Raw genomic sequence first — 24,807 nt, forward strand, 5'->3', positions numbered from 1 at the left:
CGGGAAAACCGCCGCTTGACAAACCATAACGAAAGAACTACCCCATGCCCGTCAACGATCAAAAATCAGCACCCCTTCGGTGTCTTTTTTATATGAGGCAATACGGAGGCGCGAACTCCCGCTCATGCCTCGACTGAGGAACCAGCAAGTCCCTGTTGGAAGCACAAGACAGGGAGCCGCGCCGGTTCGGCGCGTCTCCGCATATCTCGCTTCCAACGGTAAATTGCTGGTTTTCAGTCGAAGCAACTTATGCGTAAACGCATCAATCTAATTTTTTAACTGTGATCCGGTTCTAATCTTTAAAAATTCGTGTGTCAAAAAGTTTTATTTTTAGAAAAACCGCCGACACATTTTTTTGGCAGAAAAATCATAAAAAAGAAATTTCGTGTTTTTCCGGCAAATCAAAAAAATGATGGAATTTCCATTGCCGGAAAAATCGCAGACGGTTTTTCTGCGGTATTTCCGAGAAAAAACGATTCTTCCGATTCAAAAAAGTAGCAATACCGGCTTCAAAAAATGCTTTTTTTAGAAAAATCAGACACTTTTTTCCGTCAAAAAACCGGAGCCAAAAAAATAAAAATCGAATTTTCTGAAAAACCGTCACGAAAAAAATATAAGGGCGCACGGAATTTCGTCGAATCATTTTTAAATTTATAGAAAGCCGCTACGGGGCTTGCGGTTAAGCTGGGGGTATAAAAATCTCAGAAAGGGACTTGACGAGTGAAAACTTTTATGAAAAGTTACATGAAAATCAAATAGGAGATTTCCATGAGTAGAGATATTTTAAGAGAAATGCGTAGGATGTCGGGCGAGCCGGACAGCCCTCAGGATATGGGCAAAGACCTTGTTGAGTTTTCCGAACAGGGCGTTGTTGCCAAGCGCGGGAAACTGGATGATTTGTTTCCATATATTCTGCTGGCATCAAAAACCATGAGCGCACGGGCAATCAGCCGGTGGTTTCAAGACCATAAAAATTATCAAATCAGTGCGGCGAGTGTTTCAACGGCACTGCGGGAAAAAGATACTTATTTAAAAGAAATTTTTGCCCGTGCGCGGTTCGGTGCGGCTCAGCTTGCCGAAGTAACTGATTATACTCCTGAAAAAATTCTATTGGACAGTGAAACCGTATTCGGAGCTGTTACCTCTGACTATACGCACGAATGGGGGAATAAAACTGCAGAAGAAAAAAAACAGGCAGATGATGTTATTTTCAAACTGCACCTGCTCGATGAATGGCGCGGACTGCCGGACGAGGTTAGAACGATTTGTATCGAAAAATTCATCAATAACAAAAAGAAAGGAGCAGATACAAAATGAAGATGCTGAGGATTAAAGACGTAGCCGGACGGCTATGCGTATCTACGAAGACGGTTTACCGTCTGATAAATCAAGGGGCGATGGTGCCGGTAAAAATCGGACGGGCGACCCGTATCGATGAAGCGGAACTCGATGAGTATGTAAATTCAAACCGCAGGGGGCTGAGATGAAAAAAATTATGAGGAAACGGGGGCGGATTTGGTACGGCAGAATCCGGTTAAATCCCACCGATAGGGAAATAGAAAAATCGTTAAAAACATCTGATAAGGAAATTGCGCAGAAAAAATTAAATGACTGGGCAAGACAAATAGAACGGGAGCATGAGGGCTTGGCTATTCCAGCTAAGATCAGACAAGCGGCTCAGCTCCCGCTAGGCTCGCACCTAGACTTCTATTTAGGCGAAAAAAGTCGGGAATGGACAAGTACTAAAAACTACGAATTAACCGAAGACCGTTTGAAGCTCTTAATGCGCGAATGCGGCTGGAAGACATTACGGGACTTTGACCGGCTCTCGTTTACGCAATGGCGCGGCAGACAGCGTAACCGTTCACCGAAAACCCTGAACAACTTTTTAACTGCTGTGCGCGGTTTTTCCAGTTGGCTTTATGCAAACGGACTGATTGAGGAAAATCCGTTCAAAGAAGTCCGTCCGTTAAAAATGAAAGGGCAGACCTTTGAGCGCAAGGCGTTGTCCGCTGATGAAATTTCCAGATTACTGGAGACGGTAAAAGATCCGATGCGCCGCGCGGTGTATATTACTGCATTATATACCGGCTTGCGCCGTGCGGAAATTGAGGCGGTAGAATATGGCGATCTGCATTTAGATGCAAAAGCCCCGTATATTCATGCGAGGGCATCTACCACCAAAAACGGCAAAGATGCAATGATCGCTCTGCATCCGGCGGTTGTAGATGCCATTTTAACCATTGGTAAAAACAACCCGTCACAGACCGACCGCATTTTTGATGTGCCGGCGATGAAAGTATTTCGGGCGGATTTGAAAAAAGCCGGAATTGCATACAAAGACGAGCGCGGGAACAAAACCGATTTTCATGCCCTGCGGACAACGTGCTGTACGCAAATGCTGGCAACGGGCATTTCGCCGCGCATTGTTCAGGCGCACATGCGCCACAGCGAAATAAAACTGACAACTAAAAACTATACAGATGTCAGCCAGCTACCAACCACCGCCGCAGTGAACAGTCTGCCGGATTTTGCTCCTCATACTGTCCACCCGAACGCGACAAATGCAGGTATTGGCAGTCCCGCTGTGTCCGGAAAATGCGAGGGCGAAACATCAATATCAGTCAATAATGGCGGGCTTAAAGTCACGCCGCGTCCCGTTGCGGGACATGGGGGAAAATGGCGGAGAGAGAGGGATTCGAACCCTCGGTACCATTGCTAGTACAACGGTTTTCGAGACCGTCCCGATCAACCACTCCGGCACCTCTCCGAATAAAAAGGCTCTACAAGGTAGTTTTTTCACCGGTTGCTGCCAAGTCATTTTCCTGAACAGTTTCTGCCGGCGGTGTTGATGCGGCGACGGCTTCAGGGCCGATGAGTTTCCGGCGCTTGAGAAATTCTTTGGCGAGATTGCGGTAGGCCCATGCACCTTGCGACATTTTTGCGTATTCAAGCACGGGCTGTCCGTGGCTCGGCGCTTCGCTGAGCCGGACGTTGCGCGGAATAAATGTTTTATAGAGTTTACCACCGAAATGTTTTTCAACCTCTTCGGCAACCTGCTGTGCAAGATTGGTGCGCCCATCGTACATCGTAAGTACGATACCTTCAATATCAAGCGCCGGATTCCCGGCAATGCGCACCTGTTCAATAATGCTGAGCATCACGCTGAGCCCTTCAAGCGCAAGATATTCAGCCTGAATCGGGATGATGATTGAATCGGCGGTGTAAAGTGCATTCATGAAAAGGATGCCGAGCGACGGCGGGCAGTCGAGCAGAATGAAATCGTACTCGTTCAGCTCTTTCACCGGCAGCAACGCCGTTTTCAGACAATGCAGATAGTTGTCCATGCGTGCAATAGCCACTTCACAACCGGCGAGATCAAGCTCGGACGGAATAACGTGCAGTTTTTTTGTCGCGGTCGGTTTAATTAACGTGTGCGCGGCGGCCTCGCCAAGCAGAGCAGTATAAATGCTTGCGCCAACGTCTTTCTCGAGTCCGGTGCTGCTGGTTGCATTCGCCTGCGGATCAAGGTCGATCAGCAGAACATTCTGTTTACGTTCTGCGAGCGCCGCCGCGAGATTCACCGCCGTTGTTGTTTTACCGACGCCGCCCTTCTGATTTGCAAGTGCAATAATTTTTGTGCTCATGTACGGGCTAGAATAACTCATACACTAAAACGCTCAAACCGAAAATCGCGGCGGTTTCAGTCCGCAGAATCTGTGTGCCGAACGAAACGGGAATTGCACCGGCGTTCACTGCGCCGGCAGTTTCCTCTTCAGTGAAGTCACCTTCAGGACCAATCAGCAGGGCGACGTGTTTAAAGTTATTTTTTCCGATGCCGGATAAAACATCACGAAACCGGCGCGCTCCGGGATAGAGCGACGCAATAAAAGCGACATCAAAGTTTTTTAATACCGGAATGATCTTCGAAATTTTTTCCGGCGCGCACAACTGCGGCATCCACGCTGCGCTGCTCTGCTGACATGCGTTCAGAATAATCGACCGCCAGCGCGCCGCCTGTTTTCCCTGATCATTGGATTTAAAAACTGTATGCGCCGTAATCGCCGGAATAATTGAGTGAACGCCAAGCTCGGCGGCTTTCTGCAAAACCGTTTCAAACCGGTCCGGCTTTGAAACAGCCTGAATTAATGTAATGTTCACCGCCGGCGGCGGAACAGTTTCGCGTGCCGTAACTCGAACCGTTACCGATTTTTTTGAAACGCCGGTAATAACGGCCGTTGCGCGATTTCCGGTGCCGTCAAACAGTGTAATTTCCTGTCCCGCTTCAACACGCAGCACGCGTGCAAGATGATGTGATTCTTCCGGTGACAGAACCGCTTCATCGCCGCTCATCTGCTCCGGCGCTATAAAACTGTTAATACGCATAATTTAAAAACATAACACATTTAAAATTTCATTTGACCTATGATCATCGAAAGACCATATCAAGATGCTTCATACACTTCGTTTTAAAAAATTTTATACCTTTTTCATGACAAATTAACCACTGATATAAACGGATGGAAACGGATTTCATTAATCATGAAAAACACACCATACACGAAGTGAAAAATTTCCTTTTCTCCACCGAGCCTGATAACGTACAAAAAGTTTCGCCCAATTGAAAAGAGGTTCTCCGGCTGATTGGCCGTATGTTTGGGAAAACCGTATCCGGTAGGGCGGTCAGTCCCTTGCGCGCCGCACGTCGGTAGGGCGGGCAGTCCCTTGACCGCCGCACGTCACGGGCAGAGATGGCGCGCTGCGCCATCCATAATCATATTGAATCATTCAAACAATCGGCGCGCAAGGGACTGCGCGCCCTACCATTTCGATAACGTACAGATAACGCACAAAAAGTTTCGCACAATTGAAAAGGGGTTCTCCGGCTGATTGGCCGTATGTTTGGGAAAACCGTATCCGGTAGGGCGGTCAGTCCCTTGTCCGCCGCACGTCGGTAGGGCGGTCAGTCCCTTGACCGCCGCACATCATGTGCAGAAATGGCGCGCCGTCGCCATCCATTATCATATTGAATCATTTTGAATCTTTCGCGCTTTTTATGTGCCGACAACAAAAAAGCCCCGGGAATCCGGGGCTTTAAGTGAAAGTGTCTTTTCTGCAAACAGGTTTTACGACAGCATTCTGTTGCGGCGCACCAGATAGGTTCCAATTCCACCAAAGATAAGAAGCAGAATCGTGCCCGGTTCTGGAACTGCTTGCCATGTTGAATTTCCAAAAGTAAATGCAATGCTTGTTAATCCATCACCAGGGTTAATAATTCCCTCTAAATCAGGTAGCAGGTGAGAATCACTATCAATATAATAAGTGGCAAGTGATTCATTCACATCGTTGTAATATCTCAAAAATACAGTTTCATTTTCTAATGCAGAAAAACTAGATCCATTTAGTACATAACCGTAACCAGCATAAAACCCCATAGCTATTCCATTAAAATCCACTATTTCCGTGCCATCCTCGTATAATGCACAAATATACCAATCGCTTCCAGTACCAGGAATATCTCCACCTAAAAGATCAGAGATAACCATACCACCAGGAAATGTCCACTCGCGACTTTCAATTGCAGCCTGAGTCGTACATCCTACTAAAATCATAAACGCAATTAAAAAAATTTTCATAATAATCTCCTTCAATCATTTAGATAAATTCTATCAAATCCCACAATTTTTTCTGATACAGATTCGTACCAAAAACCTTTTGAAAGAGAAATTGTATTTGTTGCCGGTGTTGCAGGAACAAAAGGAAGTGTCCAACGAGATGCGTCATCTCCCATCCAAAAGACACTCGTTCCGTCATCATATAAACCGTATTGCTTATACGAAGTACCCGTCCATGCATATAATTTATCCGCATTCCCCCAAGTCGACGACGCTGTAGCATTTGAAATGCTTAGATCGGCTAAGCTGATATCAGAACTGTACGGATACGCAATTAATGAAAAACCTGCATAAACTTCCGTATTAAAAGAACTATCCATAAAAACATCACCTGATATTAATATTTTTGCGGGAACCGCATTATTTCCTGTTGTGTACCACACAGCATTTCCGCGACGGAGTGTTATTGTTGCCGGCATTGCAGGAACAAAAGGAAGCGTCCAGCGGGATGCGTCATCTCCCATCCAAAAGACATCCGTTCCATCAGCATATAAACCGTATTGCTTGTACGAAGTACCCGTCCAAACATATAATTTGTCTGCATTCTCCCATGTTGTTGACGCATTAAGTTCATTTAAATTCGAAATCGCATCTTGAATATTAATTTCATCGTTTTCCTTAGAGAATTGAACTAAAGATAAAATATCAAACGCTCCTGCCGGTGGTGCATCCACTTTGACATACCCTAAGATGTTAGCGGAGGTAACGGTGTTGGATTCTGCAAATATGCCGGCGGCGATGCTTGCGGATGCTAATAATATGACCCATTTTTTCATGGAATTTCTCCTCAGTGTATAACCCACTCTCTTAAAACCTGTACATAATATAAGGGACATATTTCTGTTTTTCCAGTAAATTTTTTGATTATTTTTCGAAAATTTCAGCCATGGATTTCCTCAAAAAGCACCGTAAAAGCCGAACGATTATCTGGTCAGGTACGCAACAAATCAGGCGAAAACAGGAGAAAACCATCAGAGACGCGAAGAAATTAGAGGCGGATGGAAAAAATCATGTATCTGATGATGTGACCGGGTGCCTTCGCCCGGCATTTTTATTTTTGCGCCGCGTGGAAACGTAGAACAACCGTCCCGGTTGTTTTAATTAAAAAGCAAGCGAGGCGCCTGCTCTACCTTATCCTTTGCGTTTTTTATCTTTAAACAGCGCATTACGCTTTTTTTCTTTAGGGGAACGGGCGGTGTGGGCAACGTTGATGAGCAGCCCGATCATGGCGGATGAAACCATTAAACTGGAACCGCCGTAGCTGATAAACGGCAGAGCAAGTCCTTTGGTGGGCATAGAACCGGTAACAACGGCAAAGTTGATCACAGCCTGCAGGGTGATCATCATGGTGCAGCCGAATGCAGTGAATTTGCCGAAGTCGTCGGAGGCGTGCGCTGCAATCCGCAGTCCGCAAATGAAAATGACGACGAACAGAATTAAAATGAACAGCGTAAAGATTAACCCCAGTTCTTCGCCGATGATGGGCAGAATGAAGTCGGTATGCGCTTCAGGAAGATAATGGTGTTTCTGAATGCTGTTGCCGAGTCCGGCGCCGTGCGCACCGCCGGCAGCAAACGCGGCGATGCCGTTGATTAACTGCCATGCCTCTCCCTGTGCATATTTTTCAGGATCAAGAAACGCGATGATGCGCCCCATGCGGTTCGGGTTTTTCCAGATTAAAAGTCCGACTGCCGCGGCTCCGAGCGAACCGAGGCTGATAAGCCAGACCGGGCGCGAACCGCCGGCGTAGATCATGATGACAACGACGAGCGAAATGAGAATTGCGGTACCGAAATCCGGTTCGATGATCAGCAGTCCGGTACAAACAGCAAGAAACAGCATCGGCACAAGCGTGCCGCGTTTAAAGGTGTACATATAACGCCGCTGCGTGGCAATCCACCAGGAGATGGTGAGGATGAGTCCGATTTTTGCCAGCTCTGACGGCTGCAGCGTAAACGCCCCGAAACGCAGCCAGCGCCAGCTTCCATTAACGTTGACGCCGATGCCGGGAATGCGCACGAGTACGAGCAGGAAAACACAGAGCAATGCAAACGGTATTGTCAACCGGCGTATCCAGCGCAGGTCAAGTTTAGCGCAGACCAGTGCGCCGGGAATACCGACACCCAGCCACATAATTTGTTTCCAGACAAACCGTCCGCCGTCGAGCATACTGGCGCTGGCGAGCATGACCACTCCGATTGTGATGAGAATCAGAACGGCAGCAATTAATACGGTTATGGTCCAGCGTAACATTTTGGAGAAGGCATTAGAGTTTAGGCATCAGATTAGAGTAACCGCCAAGAACGCAAAAAGTGTAGCGTCGGCTCTCAGAGCCAATTTGATGTTTCGGCTCATAGAGTCGGCGCTGCGATGCATTTCGTTCGTATGAATAACTTTGTGGTTTTTGCGCATTTTTGCGGCGATCTATTTAATATACGTTTATAAAAAAAGGGCGTCAGTTAAGCGCCCTTCTTATTTTTCAACGTCCGGTTGATTACGGCAGCGGAACCAGCAGTTTAGTTCCGGGTTTGAGCGTAGATTCATCGGTGATGTTATTCAGCTTCATGATGGAATCTTTTGAAACTCCAAACTGACGTGCCACATCGTTGAGCGTTTCTCCGGGATAAAGAATATGATCATATACCGGCGCAGCACTGGAAACTGCAACCGGAGCAACATCCGCCGGAACTGCTGCCGGTGCGGTCTCAACCGCCGGCGCTGCAGCCGTTGTCGTTGCAGGTATGGTTTCGGCAACAGCAGCAGATGAGGGAACGGTGCCGTGTTTCGGAATGGTTATACTTTTTCCGGCGATGATACGGTCGCTGGTCATATGGTTCGCAGCTTTGAGTTCGGCAATTGTAACACCGCTGCGTTTGGCAATGCCGCCGAGCGTGTCGCCACGCTGGATGACGTAAGTACCGCCCTGTGAAATGAGCGCTTTCGGCGCAGATGACGGCGCTGCCGCGGTCGTGGATTTTGCTGACAGTGCGCCGGGGATGTTCAGTTTCTGTCCAACGCGCAACTGATTCGGATTGGTCAGACCGTTATAGTCGGCCAGTTTTTTCCAGGTGGTTCCATATTTAGCGGCGATTACGGACAGCGTATCACCTTTCTGCACCGAGTATGTCTGATCATCAGCAGACGGCATTGCGGCCGCTGCCGGCGGAACATAGGCTGACGATGTTACCGGCGGCGGCGCATACGCAGTGTCCACCGGCGGCGGCAAAGGTGTCAGATCTTCTGAAACATAGGACGGCAGAGTCTCCTGCTTCTGCGGTATGTTCAGCCACGGAATCGGGCTCGTACCCGTTGTGCAGCCCTGCATCAACGAAAACCCGGCGAGCACAACAATATGCAGAACCAGCACTAAAACACCAATCACCTTTGCCTTCATGAGAAACTCCTTCTCTAATAATTTACTCATTCCTGTCTCCTTTCCTGCTTAACGTCCGGACCGCTGCGTTGAAACAGTCACCGCGCTCCTCAAAACTGCTGAACTGATCGAAGCTCGTACACGCCGGCGACAGCAGAACGGTATCACCCGCTTCCGCCCGCACCCACGCCTCACGAACCGCCTGCTCCAGCGTCCCGCAGGGAAGACACTCAACTGCATCCTGCCATGTTGCTTCCATGGTTGAAGATGCTTCCCCGATAAGATATAGACGCTTTACACGCTGTGCCAGTAAATCTTTTGCAAAACTGAAATCATTTTCTTTTGCGCGGCCGCCGGCAATTAAATGCACCGCGCCGGGAAACAGCTGGACAGCCGCGCACATCGCCGCCAGATTGGTCGCTTTTGAATCATCAATAAATTTCACACCGTCTATTTCGGCAATCAGCTGTACGCGGTGCGGCAGCGGCTCAAATGAATGCGCCGCCGCTTTTGCGGCGTGCACCGGAATTCCGCACGCTTCGCAAACGCCGGCAACTGCCGCCGCTGCAACTCCCAGCACCGGATTATCAAACCACGTTCCGCTCACATTAATTTCACCGGCGTGATGATTCGCATAAACAAAATCCGCGCCCTCTTCCCTGCCGAATGTTTTCCACATCGCCGGCGAATCGTCCGGCACATACGGCAGCAGCTCAAATGGAATCAGCGCCGTGTCGCCGGCAATCATGCGATCAAACAGCCGCAGCTTCATCCGCCGGTAGCACTCCATATCACCGTGCCGGTCAAGATGATTCGGCAGCACATTCAGCAGCACGCCGATCTCCGGACGGAAACTTCGGATTGTTTCAAGCTGAAATGAACTCACTTCCATGACCAGCCAGTCCGGCGTTTCCGGCGCCATCACCGCCGCGCACACCGGGAAACCGTAGTTACCGCATACAACCGGTTTCTGTCCGTTCACCGCAATCGTTTCCGCAATCCATTTGACCACCGAACTCTTGCCGTTCGATCCCGTTACTGCAATCACCGGACATTGCCGGCGCGACCAGCCCAGTTCAATTTCCGAGAGCAATGGTACACCGTTTTCAATCAGCTCCTTCAGCCAAACATGATCCAGTGGAAAACCGGGACTCACAATCGCCACATCCGGCGTAAACGGCAGCGCAGTGAAGCGGTACTCCGGCGTCAATTCCTGATCGATGCAAACCACATCACACGTTTCCGCGCGCAGCAGCTCCGCGGCCGCTTTACCGCTGCGTCCCGTTCCTAAAACCAGCGCTGTTTTGTATTTTCTCATGTTCATTTTTTGTCCAAGGTCTGAAGGTCACAAGTCGCAAGTCAAGAATCGGACTTTCAGACATTTGACTTTAAGACCTTTGACTCGTTCATCGTATTTTCAACGTCGCCAGACCAATCATCGCAAAAATAATGGACACGATCCACAGCCGCACAGTGATCATATTTTCAGCGGCAGCCGTGGAACGTCCAAGTTTTTCAGCGCGCTCTTTAGCAATATATTCAAAATGGTGATGAATCGGTGCGCACCGGAAAACACGGCGGCCGGCGCCATATTTTTTGCGCGTAAATTTAAACCAGCTCTGTTGAATCAGTACGCTCGCCGCCTCCATCACAAACACGCCGCCGACGATGATTAAAACGAGTTCCTGCTTAATTAAAATTGCCACCGCCGCAATTCCGCCGCCGATCGCCAGACTGCCGGTGTCGCCCATAAACACCTGTGCCGGATGACAGTTAAACCAGAGAAACCCTAAACCGGCGCCGAGCAGCGCACCGCAAAACACGGCGAGCTCGCCGCCGGATTTTACAAACGGAACCTGCAGATATTCTGCGAACGAAAAGTGTCCGGCGACGTACGCCATCACCAGATATGCCACCATCACCGAATTGGAACAGCCGATCGCCAGCCCGTCCAAACCATCCGTTAAATTGACGGCGTTTGATGAACCGACCAGCACGAGAAAAATAAATATAAACGTGCCGGCAATGCCCATGCTTGTAATCACCGGAAACTTCACAAACGGAACCATCAACTGCTTTGTGCGCACCGCTGTTTCAGGATTCAGCAGAAGCGCCGTAATAAAAATTCCGGTCCACAGCGCCTGCGCCAGCAGTTTCGAGCGCGGCGCCAGTCCGGCGGAATTCTTAATTTTCAGGTAATCGTCAATAAAACCGAGCGCACCGAGAAACAGAAACGTTGCGAGCGCACACAGCACATAAAAATTCGGCACCGCCCACAGTAGCGTGGCGGCAGCCGTGGCGATAAGAATCATCAGCCCGCCCATCGTCGGCGTACCGATTTTGGCCTTACGGTCTAAACCGGCGACGCGCTCGTCTTCGCGCTGTTCGCCGAAATGAATCGCGCGCAGTTTTTCAATCAGCCGCGGGCCGATCGCCAGACTGAGAATAAACGCTGTGCCGGCGGCCATCATCGCGCGAAACGTAATGTACTGAAAAATCCGCAGGGCCGACCAAACCTCATTCAACTCACTCAACCGGTACATCATAATGCTCTCCGTTAAATTTTTATAAAATTAAATTCTGAACCACGGATACCGCGGATATAAACGGATGAAAATTCAATGAGAGAAATGAAATATAAATTAGAGAATTTTGATTTCGTATCTCTGCGGTTTAACTTATTTTGCATGGTCTTCATTCCCTTTGTTTCGTTGCCGCTTCGCTGCACGGCAGTCGCCGTGCCTTTCTCCGCTTTGCTTTGAATCTGTAAAAATTCTTCTCCGGTTGTATCCGTGAAATCTGCGGTTCAAAATTTGTAATCATTCGTGGTTTCCGGTAGAATTAATCTTTTCTTTCAGCCCTTCAACCAGCGTTTCAAGCTGTTCACCGCGCGACGCCTTAAAGAAAACCGCATCGCCGGGATTCAAAATGCCGGCGAGCATCTCCGCCGCCGCCTCTTTGCTCAGTCCGGCACAGCTCCGGCAGACAATTTTTGCACCGGCGGAACCAATCGTAATTACACAGTCAAAATTCAGTGAATCAATCAGCGCACCGAGCTCGCGGTGCTCGGCATCGGACGCCGCGCCGAGTTCACGCATGGCGCCGACAACCGCAACTTTTTTTCCGGCGACCGGAAGTCCGGCGAATGTTGTCAGTGCCGCACGCATCGAAAGCGGATTCGCGTTATACGCATCATTAATAAAAACCACACCGGAAATTTCTGCCCGCTCCCAGCGCTTATCCGCCGGAACAAAGGCATCCAGGCCGCGCTGAATTTCTGCGGCAGAAAACCCAAGTCCACGCGCCAGCGCCACTGCGCGCCGCGCGTTGCGAATCATGTGTTCACCGGGAACTGAAATTGAAAACTCAAACACTTCATCGCTGAACATAGAAATTTTTCCGGCAGTATTTTGTTTCAGCAATTCAAACCACTCTGACGTTTCATCAAGCAGTGCGTTTTTCGCGAATTTTAATAACGACGCTTTTTCGGTGGCAATCGCTTCAACGCTGTCAAAAAATTCAATGTGCGCTTTACCGATATCTGTAATCACCGCCCAGTCCGGTTGTAATAACGAAGCGAGCACCGCAATCTCACCGGCGTGATTCATGCCTAGTTCAAATACAAAAAAATCTGAATCGCGTTCCGCCGCCAGCATACTGAGCGGCAGACCAATCTCATTATTCCAGTTGCCCGGCGTTTTTGAAACGCGGCCTTTTTGCGATAGCACCGCTGCGATCATCTCTTTTACGGTGGTTTTGCCGGCGCTGCCGGTAATTCCAATCACCGTTCCATTCCAGGTTGTACGCACGCCGGCGGCGAGTTTCCGCAAGGCCGTCAGTGAATCCGGAACAATCAATTGCGGAACAGCCGCCGACGGAATTTCTTTTTCAACAACCAGCGCCACTGCACCCCTTTCCACCGCGGCTGGAATAAAATCATGTCCGTCGTGCACCGCGCCGCGCAGCGCAATATACACCGCTCCGGAGTCCAGTGTACGCGTATCATGCGAAACTCCGGTGATAGAAAATTCGTCGGCAGAATTTTTCCATTCCGCGCCGGTCCATTTAGAAAACTCGCCGGAAGAAAACATCAGAATGCCCCCCGCACTGCTTCACGATCATCAAACGGGATAATCGTGCCCATAAATTCCTGATACGTTTCGTGACCTTTACCGGCAACGAGCAGCGCATCTTTTCTGCCGATCAGCTCCACCCCGCGCTCGATCGCTTTTTTCCGGTCGAGAATCATTTCATATTTCCGCTCTGAATCAAAACCGGCGGCAATATCGGCGGCAATTTTTTCCGGAATTTCGTTGCGCGGATTGTCGTTCGTGATAATTGAAAAATCGGCGAGCCGCGCCGCCACCTGCCCCATCAGTTTCCGTTTACCGGTATCGCGGTTTCCGCCGGCGCCGAAAACGACAATCAGTTTGCCCGGTGTAATTGCGCGCACTGTTTCTAACACATTCCGCAGCGCATCATCCGTGTGCGCGTAATCAACGAAAACTTTTTTCCCTTTGCGGTTCGGAATTGCTTCCAGCCGTCCCGGTACGCACTCCATTCCGTTTAATGCGTGCACAATAATTTCCACTGGAATTCCGAGCGCCGCCGCTGCCGCAAATGCGGCCAGTGCATTATGCAGATTAAACCGTCCAATGAGTTTTAATGAAATTTTTGCTGTGCCCCACGGACCGGCAACGTGCATTTTTGAACCGCCGGAATCGATTTTTATTTCGCTGCCGCGTACATCGGCGCAATCCGAAAAACCGTACGAAATTTTCTGCGCCGGCCAGTGTGCGCCGGAAATCAACTTCTGCCCCCACGGATCGTCGCAGTTAATGACAGCAAACTGTTTTGTCTGAGCAAACAGCCGCGACTTAACCTCAAAATATTCTTCGAGCGTACCGTGATAGTCCAGATGATCCTGCGTTAAATTGGTAAACACCGCCGCATCAAAATTAATTCCGTATACACGGTGCTGTGCGAGCGCGTGCGACGAAATTTCCATCAGCACACTGTCACAGCCGGCACGTTCCATCTGCATGCACATCGACTGAATATCCGGCGCTTCCGGCGTAGTGCGCACCGCCGGCAGCACGCGGTCGCCGATTTCATAACGCACCGTACCAATGAGTCCCGGGCGCCGCCCGGCTGCTTTAAAAATTTCGCGCAGCATAAAACTTACCGTCGTTTTACCATTCGTGCCGGTAATTCCCACGGAGCAAAGCCGGTCTGCCGGGAAGCCGAAGAACGCGCCGGCAATTCCGGCAAGTGCCAGGCGTGCGTCGGCGACCTGAACAAACGGAAAGTTTCCAGCGGAGACCGGCGGTGCTTCCGAAAGAATTGCCACGGCGCCGCGCCGGACGGCGTCTTCGATAAATACGGCGCCATCAGCATGCGCACCATGCAGCGCAACAAACAGCGCTCCCAGCGCCGCCAGCCGCGAATCATAAACCACACTGGAAATTTCGACCGCCATATCGCCGGCAATTTCCACCGTTTCAATTCCATTTAAAAGTTCGTTCAGTTGCATTTATTTATCATTGCCGATTTATGATTGCCGATTGCCGGCTTTTTTAACCGCCACGACGTCAAGTATTTTAAAATCCATGTCATCCTGTTATCCTGTCAAAAAAAGTTTTGTGCTGTCTGCGGCGCGATATATTCGGTGGGAAATCCTTCCGGCGGAATGCGAAGATAGCGTACCGCCTGCTCGGCGATCTCTTTAAAATACGGCGCGCACACTGTTCCGCCGTAACCGGCGCCGACCGGATCATCAGCCACCACGATGATACAAACCGCCGGATTTTCCACCGGCAGAAAACCGATAAATGATGCGATGTAACGGTTTTTTAAATAGCCGCCGTTTTTTAAATCCACTTTCTGCGCCGTGCCGGTTTTGCCGGCCACCATATAACCGGGCACTGCACCGCCCGTACCGGTACCGCCGGATTGTGTAACGCGCGCGAGCAGCCGGCGCATCTGTTTTGCCGTTTCAGGCTTAATCGGCGTACGGATCATTTCCGGCGTGAATTCTTTGACCGCTTTGCCGTGCTCATCAGTAATGCGGTCGACGATATACGGCTTCATTAATTTACCATCGTTGGCAATGGCACTGAACGCTGCAACCAGTTGAATGGTTGAAACCAGGACTTCGTGCCCCATCGCAAGGCGCGTGATGCTGATCTTCGACCACTTATTCACCGGCCAGACGATACCGGCGTCTTCGCCGGGCAGTCCAACGCCGGTGATAGTGCCAAAACCGAAATCACGCAGGCTGCGGTAAACTTTTTCGTCACCCATCTGCAGGGCAATTTTTGCGGCGCCGATGTTGCTGGATTTTTTTACAATGTCGGCCACACTCAGCAGTCCTTCCGGATGCGAATCGCGCAGCGAACGTCCGCCGTAATACCAGATTCCTTTTTCGCAATCGTACACGTCCGACTGCCGGACAATGCCCTGATCGAGCGCCGAGGCAATGATCACCGCTTTCATCGTCGAGCCGGGTTCGTACACAAAATTGATCGCGCGGTTGCGCATCCATTCCGCCGGAGTAATGTTGTAGCGGTTTAAGTTATACGTCGGCAGCGATGCCATAGCTAAAATTTTTCCGGTGCGAACATCCTGCACAATGGCGCACGCACCGCCGCGCGGTTTATATTTTTCATTCAGATTATCGAGCGCCTTTTCGGTGAAATACTGAATCTGCTGATCAATAGTCAGATAAATATTTTTTCCCGGTACCGGCGGAATATCCACAGTGCGGCCGGAATAAATTTCGCGCCGGCGGCCGTCTGCCAGCGTACTGCGGATTCCCGGCGTGCCCTGCAGCATGGTGTTCAACCGCTGCTCAATGCCGGCGCTGCCCTGGCCCTCCTGATTTGCAAAACCGATCACATGCGCGGCGAGCACGCCTTTGGGATATTCACGGACCGGCGCATCTTCAAAGATTACACCGCGTCCAAGTTTCATCGTCTGCAGTGCATCCACCACCTGATCACGGGCAAAACAGTGGACGCGCACATACTGCTTTTCCGGCTGATTCAACAGCTTCCAGATTTCAGTACGGCTCAACGGAAGATGTTTTTCAAACGCCTCGAGCACTTTCTGCAGGTCGCCGTGCCGGCTGATATATTTTGGATCGACACAAATATGTTTCGTGCCGGCGTCGAGCGCCAGAATATGTCCGTTACAATCAAACACGGTGCCGCGCGGTCCGCGGATTTCCAGCTCCATTTTGCGCGCACGCTCAATGCGCGCAAGCGTGTTCCCGGACGGCTTTAAATGCAAAAAGGCCAGGCGTGTGCCCAGCCCGGCGAACAGTGCTGTCACCACGGTTGCAGTTAAAATAACCCGTCCTTTATATTGCATAGCTACAGTTTTCTGCCGTCCCGGCTGTTGTATGCAAGCGACAAACGTTCATCCGCATTACGAACGAGAATAATCTGGCGCGTATCCGGCAGATGCATATGAAGGCCGTGCCGGCGCAGTGTGCGCTCGAAATTGGCCGGTGTACGCATGCTGGCCCAGCGGTCCTGCTCGTTAATCCAGCGTGCATTTACCGCGCGCTGAGCGGTTTCGAGTTCTTTGATATCCTGACCGAGCTGATTGCAGCGGGTGCAGAGCCAGACATAGCTGATACCGAATACCGCCGCAAAAATCAGAATATAGGTCAGCGCCACCGGAAACGGTATGCGCACTTCGGCTTTATGATTTTTTCTCATCTGTTTTTTCTTCATGCGGCCTCCTTCTCGACAACACGCAGTTTTGCCGACCGCGCGCGCGGGTTTTCCTTCAATTCATTTTCTCCGGCAGTGAGCGGCTTTTTGGTTAACGGCCGCACTGCCGGTGTTTCATAAACCAGTTTTTCACCGCCCTGCTGAAGCGACTCGCGCTTCACGGTATGACGTTTAAAAATTTCTTTGACTAAGCGGTCCTCCAGGCTGTGAAACGTGATCACAGCCATGCGCCCGCCGGTACACAGCATTGCAAGTCCGTCTGCGATGCCGCGTTCAATACTTTCCAGTTCACAGTTCACAGCCATCCGCAGCGCCTGAAATGTTTGCGTCGCCGGATGCGTGGCTGCACCGCGCCGTCCGCCTTTCGCTTTTTCCACAATTCCGGCGAGCTCCAGCGTGGTTTCAATCCGTCGGTTTTTACGCGCTTCAACAATCGCGCGCGCAATCCGGCGCGAGTCATGCTCTTCGCCGAACCGGAAAATAATTCCGGCGAGCTCCTCTTCCGGCAGTTCATTTACTAATGCGGCGGCAGATCCGGGCTGGGTACGGTCCATACGCATGTCAAGCGGCCCGTCTTTCGCAAAACTGAATCCGCGCTCCGCGATATCGAGCTGCGGTGAACTTACACCTAGATCCAGCAGGATCCCGGTGACTTCATTCACGCCGATCTGTTCACAACGCATTTTCATCTCTGCAAAGTTTCCGTGTACCCTCACCGCCCTGTCGCCGAACGGTTTCAAGTTTTTTCCCGCCGCCGCCAGCGCATCCAAATCTCTGTCCATTCCAATCAGCCGCCCGGCTGGCGACAGACGTTTTAAAATTTCCGCTGCATGCCCGCCGCACCCAAGTGTTCCGTCGATGTAGGTGCCGGAGAGATCCGTCACCAGCAGATCGATCGTTTCGCTGAGCAGCACAGGAATATGCATTACGTCAGTCCCGGCATCTTGATTACGCGACTCCAAAAATCCGCCGCAAGACGCGCTGTGCGCTTTTCCGGCATTAAAACTGTCCGGCGCAGCTTTCCATTGCCGGCTGGCAGGCGCATCATGCGTTCGCTGTCGCGCCGCAAATCCACCGCCTGCGAGAAGTACATATATTCAGCAATCTGTCTCATAACCGTTACCTGTTCGGAGTTCAGGGTTCAGTAAGTGACCGGTGACGAGTGGCAGCGGCCTGCCGTCGGTTTCCCGACTTTCCACTTTCAGACCTTTGACTTTCGGCATCTCCTGCTTCCTCCTCTTCGCTCCACGCTCTAATACCCGCCATAAAAAGCTGCTTCTGCCAGCGCCGATTCTGCCGGCAGTGCCAGGTCAAAATTCTCTTCGCTCCAAAGCTCCATACGCGTCAGTGTGCCGACCAGCACCACTTTCGTCTTCACTTCGGCGTGTGCCAGCAGTTCATCTTTAATACGCACACGGCCCTGTACATCCACCGCCAGCGAATCCGCCGCCGCCGTCATCGCGCGAATTGATCGCTGATCGTCTGCGTCCATCGCTGATGTCCCGCGCAGCTGATGTAAACGCCGGTTCATTTCCGCCAGCGTATAGATGTAGAGACATTTCGCATCCGGATGAGGAAAGGCATATAAGCGCGGCGATTCACCCAGCATTGAGCGCCATCCCGACGGGATAATCAGCCGCCGTTTCGGGTCAAGAGAATGATGAAACGAGCCGACGAACAACTCTTCTATTCTTTCATTCATCAATCTTATGCTCCATTTTCCTCTTTTATAAAACATCTTATTCCATTTTACTCCACCTAACGTCAATGCTTTTTATCTAATTTTTTTGAAAAAGAAAATGAACAGAATTGAACCGAAAGTGACTAATATGGCAAATTGATAAAACTCTAAGAAAGGACGGAAAGAAAAAATGAAGAATTTGATCATAGCAGGAATACTGATCGCACTGGCCGCCGGCGCCGGCGCAATGAGTCGTCCGCCCTGCAAAAACCAATCTAAACACCCCAACCCCGAATCCGCTGCCGCGCAATGCGACAGCGAAAAAGGAACAGGTAGACCCCAATCCACCTGTTCCGGCGGCGTATGCCCGATACCCAAATGACCGTTCATCCCTGCGGTCGGGAATGCATACACCCTCTTCTGTTTCTCCCCTTTTCAGAAGAGGGTCCTTTTTTATCTAAATCAACGAGTTGTGAATGGTTGGTACAGCTAAACCTGTCCCAAAAAATCAAAATACCAAAGTTTCTATTGGATTTGTCCGTTTAAAGGTAGGTAAGACGGCAAGACCCCTGCCGTCCGTTTTTTTGGCACGTAAAGGACTGCGCACCCTGTCGCCCGCTTTTTTTGAACTGCGTACCGGCTTTTTATCCGACATCAATACCAAGAATTTCAAGTACACGGCTCAGGTCGTCGTCATTGTAATAGTCGATCTGAATAGTACCTTTAATTTTTTTTCCGTTGGCGAGCGTTTTGGTTGAATTAATGTGCACCGCCGTGCCGAAATGCTGATGCAGTTTTTCGGACAGGTGGCGGATATAATCCGCCGGCAGATCGGTCTTTTCGGCGCGCGGTTTTTTCGCCGGTTTTTTGAGTCTTTCTGCGATTTTCTCGAGTGCGCGCACAGAGAGCCCTTCGCGTATAATCCGTTGAGTGAGCAGCTCCTTTTCAACATCGGATTCAACGGAAAGCAGAACTTTTCCGTGGCCGGCGGACAGCTTGCCGGTTTCAAGCAGCTTTTTTATGCCCGCCGGCAGTTCGAGCAGCCGCAGCGTATTCGCCACGCTGGCGCGCGCTTTACCGACGCGTTTGGCAATCTCGTCCTGCGTCATGCCAAATTTAGCGGCAAGCTCACGATACCCCTCTGCCTCTTCCATCAGATTCAGATCGTCGCGCTGCAGGTTTTCGATCAATGCGATCTCAAGCGCCTCCTGATCGTTAACGTTGAGAATAATCACCGGAACTTCAGCGAGTCCGGCGGCAGTTGCGGCACGCAACCGGCGTTCGCCGGCAATCAGTTCGAAATATTTCTCCCTTTGCCGGACAAGCAACGGCTGCAAAACGCCGCGCTCTTTTACGGATGCAATCAGTTCGTTCAGCGCTTCCGTACGGAATATCCGGCGCGGCTGCAGCGGGTTGACCTTGATTTTTTTTACGGCAACTTTTGTTATGCCGCCGGAATCCGGCGCCGGAACACCCGCTGCCGCCGGCGCAATAACTCTTTTTTCCTGAATTAATATGTTTAACCCGCGTGGCCCGAGTCCGGTTTTTTGTTTTGCCATAAGTTACTCCGCTTTAAAGCCGTGATTTGATTGCTGATTTAAACAGGTGGACGTGGATATTTCAATCGCGTTTCGGAACGAAGTGAACGATGGTGAAGTCATTCAGATAAAATAACAGAATTCTTGCAGATGGAAAAATCTGGATTTACCGCCAGGACAGCCGGGAAATTTATCCGCAAATTACGCAGAGGGAAAAAAAGCGCCGCGGAAAATGAAGTCGGCAAGGCGCGCAGTCCCTTGCGCGCCGATCGTTTGAATGATTCAATATTGTAATGGATGGCGCGGCGCGCCATCTCTACCCGTGACGTGCGGCGGTCAAGGGACTGACCGCCCTACCGGATACGGTTTTCCCAAACATACGGCCAATCAGCCGGAGATTGAACGAAACCGGCACGCACAGGGTTCATACGAATGTATCCGGCTTTTTCTATGTAACTGTCAGTGGCTCGCATCCGGTGATCAAAAAAATCACGCTGCCAGTTTATGCCGTAAGCGCGTTTGGTGTAATGCTTCCAGTTTTTAATACTTTTCTGCATTCCCGGCTCACGCGCAAAACTGATGATGGCATGAAGATGATCAGGCATAAATAACAGAAGATGAATCCAGAGTTCCCGCCGGGTTTGCAGAAACATAAACGAATCTTTCAGTTGTCCGGCAACAGGTTGCTTGCAAAGTGAGTTTTCTGCGCGATTTCGCACGCAAATGGTAATGAAAAAATCAGCGCCGTCCGGCACCCATGATGGAATTCCATGCGGCAGTTTTTTACGTTTAGGCAGCATAACCATTCTTTAAAAGTTTCTGCAATGTAAGTCAAATAAGAAATGGTAGGGCGCGCAGTCCCTTGCGCGCCGGTCGTTTGAATGATTCAATATGATAATGGATGGCGACGGCGCGCCATCTCTGCACGTGACGTGAAGCGGTCAAGGGACTGACCGCCCTACCGGATACGGGTTTCCCCAAACATACGGCCAATCAGCCGGAGAACCTCTTTTCAATTGTGCGAAACTTTTTGTGCGTTATCGAAATGGTAGGGCGCGCAGTCCCTTGCGCGCCGATTGTTTGAATGATTCAATATGATTATGGATGGCGCAGCGCGCCATCTCTGCCCGTGACGTGCGGCGGTCAAGGGACTGACCGCCCTACCGGATACGGTTTTCCCGAACATACGGCCAATCAGCCGGAGAACCTCTTTTTAATTGGGCGAAACTTTTGTACGTTATCAATAAGAAATGGTAGGGCGCGCAGTCCCTTGCGCGCCGATCGTTTGTTGGTAAGGCGCGCAGTCCCTTGCGCGCCGGTCGTTTGAATGATTCAATATGATAATGGATGGCGACGGCGCGCCATCTCTGCACATGACGTGCGGCGGTCAAGGGACTGACCGCCCTACCGGATACGGGTTTCCCAAACATACGGCCAATCAGCCGGAGAACCTCTTTTCAATTGGGCGAAACTTTTTGTGCGTTATCGAAATGGTAGGGCGCGCAAGGGACTGCACGCCCTACCGAAGCGGGGCATAGATACCCCCGAGTAAACTCGGGGTTCTTTTTTCATCACAGCTCCTCTCAGAGCTGACCTGACCGCCGCGAAACTTTGCGTTCGCGGCAATCAGGAGGCTCATTCATCCACGGCTAAAGCCGTGGTGTTCTGTCTTCGACCGCATAAAAAAACCGGCGAAAAAAATAACGCCGGTTTTTTTGGGAGACGGTTTAGCTTACAAAGCGTAGTGCAGTTTTTTACGCCGGTTGCTTACCCAGGTCAGCACACCGCCAACAAACATCAGCAGTACGGCTGCCGGTTCGGGTATAATAGTCCATGCAAGATCGGGATTCGAAGCAATTGCGTTTCGAACAGCAGCTTGGCTCAAAGTAAAGGACGGATCGGGAGCAACTCCTGATTTTGACGTAATTCCAGTTATCTCAAGATATCCGTACCGTCCTACTGCATCTACTGCTGTGTATACACGATAGATAAATTCATAATTTGTTTGAGCGGAAAGTGTCAAATTATCAACTATTGTCGCAGGATTTGTTTGGTATCCTCCAGGAGGTGCGGGATTCCCATCTATTCGATACGACCCAATGCCTAATGTGGCCAGGAACGTTTCAGTTAACCCGATTGCGCTAGATGAATAAAAAATATCAACGTACCAGTCTGAAAAATCAGTATGATTTGCAGAAAATTCATCCAAACGGGCATCGTATACATTCATATATGCCCTAGCTATAGTGATGGTATCTGCCGTTATCTGTTGAAGACCAAAACACGCAACAAAAACAACTAATAGTCCTTTTTTCATCTAGAATTCCTTTTGGCTAAGTTCTGTCAATTATAAATTTTTTGCAACGATATTTGTTTATTTGATAATGATAAATACCAAAATCCTTTACCCATATCCAAAACAGGTGGAACGGTATCTATTGGACCTGTCCAGTTTTCCCAACACTCATCCAAAGAGTTCGCCCACCCGACTGCACCATCGTAACCTACAAAATACGCATACTCAACAAATTTTTGAGTGTTAGGATCCCATAACTGTATCCTATCTGAGGTTTCCCATTCTGGACTTCCTGTCACTCCAGATATAATATTACTCGTAAAGGAAATTGAGGCGCTATACGGATATGCAATCATATTGAATCCTTCTTCGAGATCAATATTTGTAGAGTCATTTGTGTACACTGAGCCAGAAACGATGATTCTCGGAGTCTTTTCTGAAGACGGTGCGGTTACATACCACACTCCAATTCCTCTACCTAGCGTGTTTGTGAGTTGTATGGAAAAAGGCCCTGTCCAGTTTTCCCAGCATTCATCAAGCGGATCCGCCCAACCAAAATAAGTATTGTCAAAATAGTCAACAAACAATCCGTATATAATATATTTTTGCGTATGATTATCCCATAAGTACAATTTATCTGCACTATCCCATTCTGTCGATGTGTTATAATCAGTTAAATGTTTGATGGTGTCTTGTACTTTAATATCCTCATTTGTTCCCATAAAATGGGTGAAAGATATCATTTCATATTGTCCATCCGGCATAGCAGGAACTCTTGAAAACCCAACGATATCCGCAGTTGATTGAGCGTATGAAGCAACAGTGATGAGACCTGCTGCGCTTAAAAGTAAAATTAATTTTTTCATGCTGCTATATTCTCTTTTTCTTCTATTTTTAACTTTCTGATTATCTGCACCCGCATCATTCAGTTGTTTTTTTGATAAAAACAATACTAATGTAGCCGTTACGTTCGAGCCGATCAACCGTTTTTTGTAGAAAAAATCAGTTTTTTTGTACTGCGTCAGATGTGTTATTTTACGATATAAAGCATTGATGGATAGGGTATTTTAAAATTATTTGGATGTATAAACCCCGTATTGAGGATTTCTGCAGCTTACTTTATAGACGTATTTTTTGTAGGGGAAGTTCTCACACTGTAAAAATTTATGATGTAAGGGCAGCAGGGAAAGACCTGAAGAGAAAGCTGCCTGACAAAAATCGTGATCCCACAGGACTGTCCCGTCAGATCAAATCGTGATGAACACATTTGAATTTAAAGTTTGTGAATTTTCCCGCTTCGCTGCCCGATTACGGCAAACCCTTCTCTGGATGTGTTTTTTGGCTGTAATTTTATTTTTAAACATCGGCGCGCGGATACGAACCCAGTACATGCATGACGGCACAGTGGCGCGCGAATATTTTGAGTGCAATTTTCACTTCCGGTGTTTCAGCGTGACCCTCGAAGTCGACGAAGAAGTAGTACTCCCACGCTTTGCTGCGGCTCGGGCGCGATTCAATTTTTGTCATGTTAATGCCGCCGGCTTTCAGTGCTTCGAGTGCATCGTGCAGTGCACCGACCTGATCTTTGAGTCCAAAATAGATCGATGTTTTATCGCTGCCGGTCGGATCGGCGGCGTTGTGTCCGATCACCAGAAAGCGCGTTGTATTACCGCTGGCGTCCTGAATATGCTCGGCGATCACAGAGAGTCCGTACAGCTCAGCTGCCAGCGGGCTCGCGATCGCGGCAGCATCGCTCTTTGCCGCTATTCCCGCTGCAAATGCGGTGCTGTTAACGGCTTCATATTCGATGCCGGAAAGATTTTCGGCGAGCCACCGGCGGCACTGCCCGAGAGCTTCCTGCTTGCTGCATACGCGCGAAATTTTTTCTTTCGGCACGGATGCAAGCAGCGCCAGCGAAACCGGCAGATAAATTTCGGCACAGATTTTAAGATTAGTACCGGTGAATTGATCAAACGTATGCGTTACCGCGCCTTCAATTGAATTTTCGATCGGTACGACGCCGTAATCGGCGGCGCCGTTTTCCACCGCCGCGAAAACATCAGCGATGGTCGCGGCGGGATGATACCCCACGCTTGCGCCGAATTTCAAATGCGCCGCCTGATGCGTGAATGTTGCCGGCGGGCCGAGATAGGCAATTTTCAGATTGCTTTCGAGCGCGAGCGATGCGGACATGATTTCTCGGTAGATCGCACGCGCTGCATCGTGCGGCAGCGGACCGCCGTTCAGTTTTTCAATCCGCTTGAACACCTCCCGCTCGCGCGCCGGGACATAAATTTCGCCGCCCTGCTCTTTTTTAATTTTGCCGACTTCGAGCGCAACTTTTACGCGCTCATTCAGCAGCTTCACAAGCTCTTCGTCGAGCGAATCAATTTTTTTTCTTAGGCTTTCCAGATTCATAACCAATTTATTTCCGCCCACGAATCACACGAATCAACACGAAAAAACGGATTTAAGATTCGTGAACATTCGTATGATTCGTGGGAA

General features: G+C 49.8%; 25 protein-coding genes and 1 tRNA gene. 4 read left to right on the forward strand and 22 right to left on the reverse strand.

Features of this window, described 5'->3' with window-relative positions:
* The first annotated feature begins 768 nt into the window (after nucleotides 1–768).
* The 3 genes from WC959_09740 to WC959_09750 are packed head-to-tail and all read left to right on the forward strand — an operon-like array spanning nucleotide 769 to nucleotide 2,722.
* A complete protein-coding gene (locus WC959_09740; GenBank protein ID MFA5689410.1) occupies nucleotides 769–1,317 on the forward strand; it encodes a hypothetical protein in 549 nt (182 codons plus the stop codon).
* Nucleotides 1,314–1,487 (forward strand): helix-turn-helix domain-containing protein, encoded by a 174-nt coding sequence (locus tag WC959_09745; GenBank protein MFA5689411.1) that lies wholly within the window; start codon nucleotides 1,314–1,316, stop codon nucleotides 1,485–1,487. Before WC959_09740 ends, WC959_09745 begins: the two co-directional genes overlap by 4 nt.
* Entirely contained in the window at nucleotides 1,484–2,722 is a 1,239-nt protein-coding gene (locus WC959_09750) for a tyrosine-type recombinase/integrase (protein ID MFA5689412.1), read from the forward strand. Before WC959_09745 ends, WC959_09750 begins: the two co-directional genes overlap by 4 nt.
* Here the strand turns inward: WC959_09750 and WC959_09755 are convergent.
* The 16 genes from WC959_09755 to WC959_09830 form a co-directional block, all read right to left on the reverse strand.
* Nucleotides 2,681–2,770, reverse strand: a tRNA-Ser gene (locus WC959_09755). The genes WC959_09750 and WC959_09755 overlap by 42 nt on opposite strands.
* Before the next feature lie 13 nt (nucleotides 2,771–2,783).
* Nucleotides 2,784–3,647 (reverse strand): ParA family protein, encoded by an 864-nt coding sequence (locus WC959_09760; GenBank protein MFA5689413.1) that lies wholly within the window; start codon nucleotides 3,645–3,647, stop codon nucleotides 2,784–2,786.
* A gap of 7 nt (nucleotides 3,648–3,654) precedes the next feature.
* Nucleotides 3,655–4,386 (reverse strand): RsmE family RNA methyltransferase, encoded by a 732-nt coding sequence (locus WC959_09765; protein MFA5689414.1) that lies wholly within the window; start codon nucleotides 4,384–4,386, stop codon nucleotides 3,655–3,657.
* Nucleotides 4,387–5,126: 740 nt separating this feature from the next.
* The gene (locus WC959_09770) at nucleotides 5,127–5,636 is read right to left on the reverse strand and encodes a PEP-CTERM sorting domain-containing protein (GenBank protein MFA5689415.1); all 510 of its coding nucleotides are present in this window, start codon (nucleotides 5,634–5,636) and stop codon (nucleotides 5,127–5,129) included.
* A gap of 11 nt (nucleotides 5,637–5,647) precedes the next feature.
* The gene (locus tag WC959_09775; GenBank protein MFA5689416.1) at nucleotides 5,648–6,451 is read right to left on the reverse strand and encodes a hypothetical protein; all 804 of its coding nucleotides are present in this window, start codon (nucleotides 6,449–6,451) and stop codon (nucleotides 5,648–5,650) included.
* 355 nt (nucleotides 6,452–6,806) lie between these two features.
* The gene (ftsW, locus tag WC959_09780; GenBank protein MFA5689417.1) at nucleotides 6,807–7,928 is read right to left on the reverse strand and encodes a putative lipid II flippase FtsW; all 1,122 of its coding nucleotides are present in this window, start codon (nucleotides 7,926–7,928) and stop codon (nucleotides 6,807–6,809) included.
* A gap of 241 nt (nucleotides 7,929–8,169) precedes the next feature.
* Nucleotides 8,170–9,099 (reverse strand): LysM peptidoglycan-binding domain-containing protein, encoded by a 930-nt coding sequence (locus WC959_09785; GenBank protein ID MFA5689418.1) that lies wholly within the window; start codon nucleotides 9,097–9,099, stop codon nucleotides 8,170–8,172.
* Nucleotides 9,092–10,372, reverse strand: coding sequence for a UDP-N-acetylmuramoyl-L-alanine--D-glutamate ligase (gene murD, locus WC959_09790; protein ID MFA5689419.1), 1,281 nt, complete (start codon nucleotides 10,370–10,372; stop codon nucleotides 9,092–9,094). Before murD ends, WC959_09785 begins: the two co-directional genes overlap by 8 nt.
* An 82-nt stretch (nucleotides 10,373–10,454) precedes the next feature.
* Nucleotides 10,455–11,594, reverse strand: a complete 1,140-nt coding sequence (gene mraY / locus WC959_09795) for a phospho-N-acetylmuramoyl-pentapeptide-transferase (GenBank protein ID MFA5689420.1) — start codon at nucleotides 11,592–11,594, stop codon at nucleotides 10,455–10,457.
* 273 nt (nucleotides 11,595–11,867) lie between these two features.
* Nucleotides 11,868–13,139, reverse strand: a complete 1,272-nt coding sequence (locus WC959_09800) for a Mur ligase family protein (GenBank protein ID MFA5689421.1) — start codon at nucleotides 13,137–13,139, stop codon at nucleotides 11,868–11,870.
* Nucleotides 13,139–14,581, reverse strand: a complete 1,443-nt coding sequence (locus WC959_09805; GenBank protein MFA5689422.1) for a UDP-N-acetylmuramoyl-L-alanyl-D-glutamate--2,6-diaminopimelate ligase — start codon at nucleotides 14,579–14,581, stop codon at nucleotides 13,139–13,141. The genes WC959_09800 and WC959_09805 overlap by 1 nt, the downstream gene beginning before the upstream one ends.
* 95 nt (nucleotides 14,582–14,676) lie before the next feature.
* On the reverse strand, nucleotides 14,677–16,419 hold the full coding sequence (locus WC959_09810; protein MFA5689423.1) for a penicillin-binding protein 2: 1,743 nt from the start codon (nucleotides 16,417–16,419) through the stop codon (nucleotides 14,677–14,679).
* Nucleotides 16,420–16,421: 2 nt separating this feature from the next.
* Nucleotides 16,422–16,787: a hypothetical protein gene (locus WC959_09815; protein ID MFA5689424.1), complete on the reverse strand. Its 366-nt coding sequence runs from the start codon at nucleotides 16,785–16,787 to the stop codon at nucleotides 16,422–16,424.
* Nucleotides 16,784–17,713 (reverse strand): 16S rRNA (cytosine(1402)-N(4))-methyltransferase RsmH, encoded by a 930-nt coding sequence (rsmH, locus tag WC959_09820; GenBank protein ID MFA5689425.1) that lies wholly within the window; start codon nucleotides 17,711–17,713, stop codon nucleotides 16,784–16,786. Before rsmH ends, WC959_09815 begins: the two co-directional genes overlap by 4 nt.
* On the reverse strand, nucleotides 17,713–17,901 hold the full coding sequence (locus tag WC959_09825; protein ID MFA5689426.1) for a hypothetical protein: 189 nt from the start codon (nucleotides 17,899–17,901) through the stop codon (nucleotides 17,713–17,715). The genes rsmH and WC959_09825 overlap by 1 nt, the downstream gene beginning before the upstream one ends.
* 138 nt (nucleotides 17,902–18,039) lie before the next feature.
* Nucleotides 18,040–18,489 carry a hypothetical protein gene (locus WC959_09830; protein MFA5689427.1) on the reverse strand — a complete coding sequence of 150 codons (450 nt, stop codon included), beginning with the start codon at nucleotides 18,487–18,489 and terminating at the stop codon, nucleotides 18,040–18,042.
* A 169-nt stretch (nucleotides 18,490–18,658) separates the two neighbouring features.
* Between WC959_09830 and WC959_09835 the strand changes: the two genes are divergently transcribed.
* The gene (locus WC959_09835; GenBank protein ID MFA5689428.1) at nucleotides 18,659–18,850 is read left to right on the forward strand and encodes a hypothetical protein; all 192 of its coding nucleotides are present in this window, start codon (nucleotides 18,659–18,661) and stop codon (nucleotides 18,848–18,850) included.
* A gap of 262 nt (nucleotides 18,851–19,112) precedes the next feature.
* Here WC959_09835 and WC959_09840 read toward each other — a convergent pair whose 3' ends face one another.
* The 6 genes from WC959_09840 to pheA all read right to left on the reverse strand — a co-directional run bounded on the left by WC959_09840 (nucleotide 19,113) and on the right by pheA (nucleotide 24,720).
* A complete protein-coding gene (locus WC959_09840; protein ID MFA5689429.1) occupies nucleotides 19,113–20,027 on the reverse strand; it encodes a ParB/RepB/Spo0J family partition protein in 915 nt (304 codons plus the stop codon).
* Between the two features lie 98 nt (nucleotides 20,028–20,125).
* Nucleotides 20,126–20,320, reverse strand: coding sequence for a hypothetical protein (locus WC959_09845; protein ID MFA5689430.1), 195 nt, complete (start codon nucleotides 20,318–20,320; stop codon nucleotides 20,126–20,128).
* Nucleotides 20,321–20,359: 39 nt separating this feature from the next.
* Nucleotides 20,360–20,806 (reverse strand): transposase, encoded by a 447-nt coding sequence (locus tag WC959_09850; GenBank protein MFA5689431.1) that lies wholly within the window; start codon nucleotides 20,804–20,806, stop codon nucleotides 20,360–20,362.
* Nucleotides 20,807–21,738: 932 nt separating this feature from the next.
* On the reverse strand, nucleotides 21,739–22,323 hold the full coding sequence (locus tag WC959_09855) for a PEP-CTERM sorting domain-containing protein (GenBank protein MFA5689432.1): 585 nt from the start codon (nucleotides 22,321–22,323) through the stop codon (nucleotides 21,739–21,741).
* 26 nt (nucleotides 22,324–22,349) lie between these two features.
* Entirely contained in the window at nucleotides 22,350–23,252 is a 903-nt protein-coding gene (locus WC959_09860; protein MFA5689433.1) for a hypothetical protein, read from the reverse strand.
* Between the two features lie 406 nt (nucleotides 23,253–23,658).
* Nucleotides 23,659–24,720, reverse strand: coding sequence for a prephenate dehydratase (gene pheA, locus WC959_09865; GenBank protein ID MFA5689434.1), 1,062 nt, complete (start codon nucleotides 24,718–24,720; stop codon nucleotides 23,659–23,661).
* Between the last annotated feature and the right edge of the window lie 87 nt (nucleotides 24,721–24,807).

Source organism: Kiritimatiellales bacterium (assembly GCA_041656295.1).
Lineage (GTDB): Bacteria > Verrucomicrobiota > Kiritimatiellia > Kiritimatiellales > Tichowtungiaceae > Tichowtungia.

Bases quoted from the DNA above. Each gene is read 5' to 3' on its own strand.
- WC959_09750 (MFA5689412.1), top strand. From the start codon at position 1,484: ATGAAAAAAATTATGAGGAAACGGGGGCGGATTTGGTACGGCAGAATC.
- WC959_09765 (MFA5689414.1), bottom strand. From the start codon at position 4,386: ATGCGTATTAACAGTTTTATAGCGCCGGAGCAGATGAGCGGCGATGAA.
- WC959_09815 (MFA5689424.1), bottom strand. From the start codon at position 16,787: ATGAAGAAAAAACAGATGAGAAAAAATCATAAAGCCGAAGTGCGCATA.
- WC959_09835 (MFA5689428.1), top strand. From the start codon at position 18,659: ATGAAGAATTTGATCATAGCAGGAATACTGATCGCACTGGCCGCCGGC.
- WC959_09785 (MFA5689418.1), bottom strand. From the start codon at position 9,099: ATGAGTAAATTATTAGAGAAGGAGTTTCTCATGAAGGCAAAGGTGATT.
- WC959_09850 (MFA5689431.1), bottom strand. From the start codon at position 20,806: ATGCTGCCTAAACGTAAAAAACTGCCGCATGGAATTCCATCATGGGTG.
- WC959_09810 (MFA5689423.1), bottom strand. From the start codon at position 16,419: ATGCAATATAAAGGACGGGTTATTTTAACTGCAACCGTGGTGACAGCA.
- WC959_09845 (MFA5689430.1), bottom strand. From the start codon at position 20,320: ATGGCGCGCCGCGCCATCCATTACAATATTGAATCATTCAAACGATCG.
- mraY (MFA5689420.1), bottom strand. From the start codon at position 11,594: ATGATGTACCGGTTGAGTGAGTTGAATGAGGTTTGGTCGGCCCTGCGG.
- WC959_09775 (MFA5689416.1), bottom strand. From the start codon at position 6,451: ATGAAAAAATGGGTCATATTATTAGCATCCGCAAGCATCGCCGCCGGC.
- WC959_09800 (MFA5689421.1), bottom strand. From the start codon at position 13,139: ATGTTTTCTTCCGGCGAGTTTTCTAAATGGACCGGCGCGGAATGGAAA.
- WC959_09745 (MFA5689411.1), top strand. From the start codon at position 1,314: ATGAAGATGCTGAGGATTAAAGACGTAGCCGGACGGCTATGCGTATCT.
- rsmH (MFA5689425.1), bottom strand. From the start codon at position 17,713: ATGCATATTCCTGTGCTGCTCAGCGAAACGATCGATCTGCTGGTGACG.
- WC959_09840 (MFA5689429.1), bottom strand. From the start codon at position 20,027: ATGGCAAAACAAAAAACCGGACTCGGGCCACGCGGGTTAAACATATTA.
- WC959_09770 (MFA5689415.1), bottom strand. From the start codon at position 5,636: ATGAAAATTTTTTTAATTGCGTTTATGATTTTAGTAGGATGTACGACT.
- ftsW (MFA5689417.1), bottom strand. From the start codon at position 7,928: ATGTTACGCTGGACCATAACCGTATTAATTGCTGCCGTTCTGATTCTC.
- WC959_09830 (MFA5689427.1), bottom strand. From the start codon at position 18,489: ATGAATGAAAGAATAGAAGAGTTGTTCGTCGGCTCGTTTCATCATTCT.
- WC959_09760 (MFA5689413.1), bottom strand. From the start codon at position 3,647: ATGAGCACAAAAATTATTGCACTTGCAAATCAGAAGGGCGGCGTCGGT.
- WC959_09805 (MFA5689422.1), bottom strand. From the start codon at position 14,581: ATGCAACTGAACGAACTTTTAAATGGAATTGAAACGGTGGAAATTGCC.
- WC959_09825 (MFA5689426.1), bottom strand. From the start codon at position 17,901: ATGAGACAGATTGCTGAATATATGTACTTCTCGCAGGCGGTGGATTTG.
- murD (MFA5689419.1), bottom strand. From the start codon at position 10,372: ATGAACATGAGAAAATACAAAACAGCGCTGGTTTTAGGAACGGGACGC.
- WC959_09855 (MFA5689432.1), bottom strand. From the start codon at position 22,323: ATGAAAAAAGGACTATTAGTTGTTTTTGTTGCGTGTTTTGGTCTTCAA.
- pheA (MFA5689434.1), bottom strand. From the start codon at position 24,720: ATGAATCTGGAAAGCCTAAGAAAAAAAATTGATTCGCTCGACGAAGAG.
- WC959_09740 (MFA5689410.1), top strand. From the start codon at position 769: ATGAGTAGAGATATTTTAAGAGAAATGCGTAGGATGTCGGGCGAGCCG.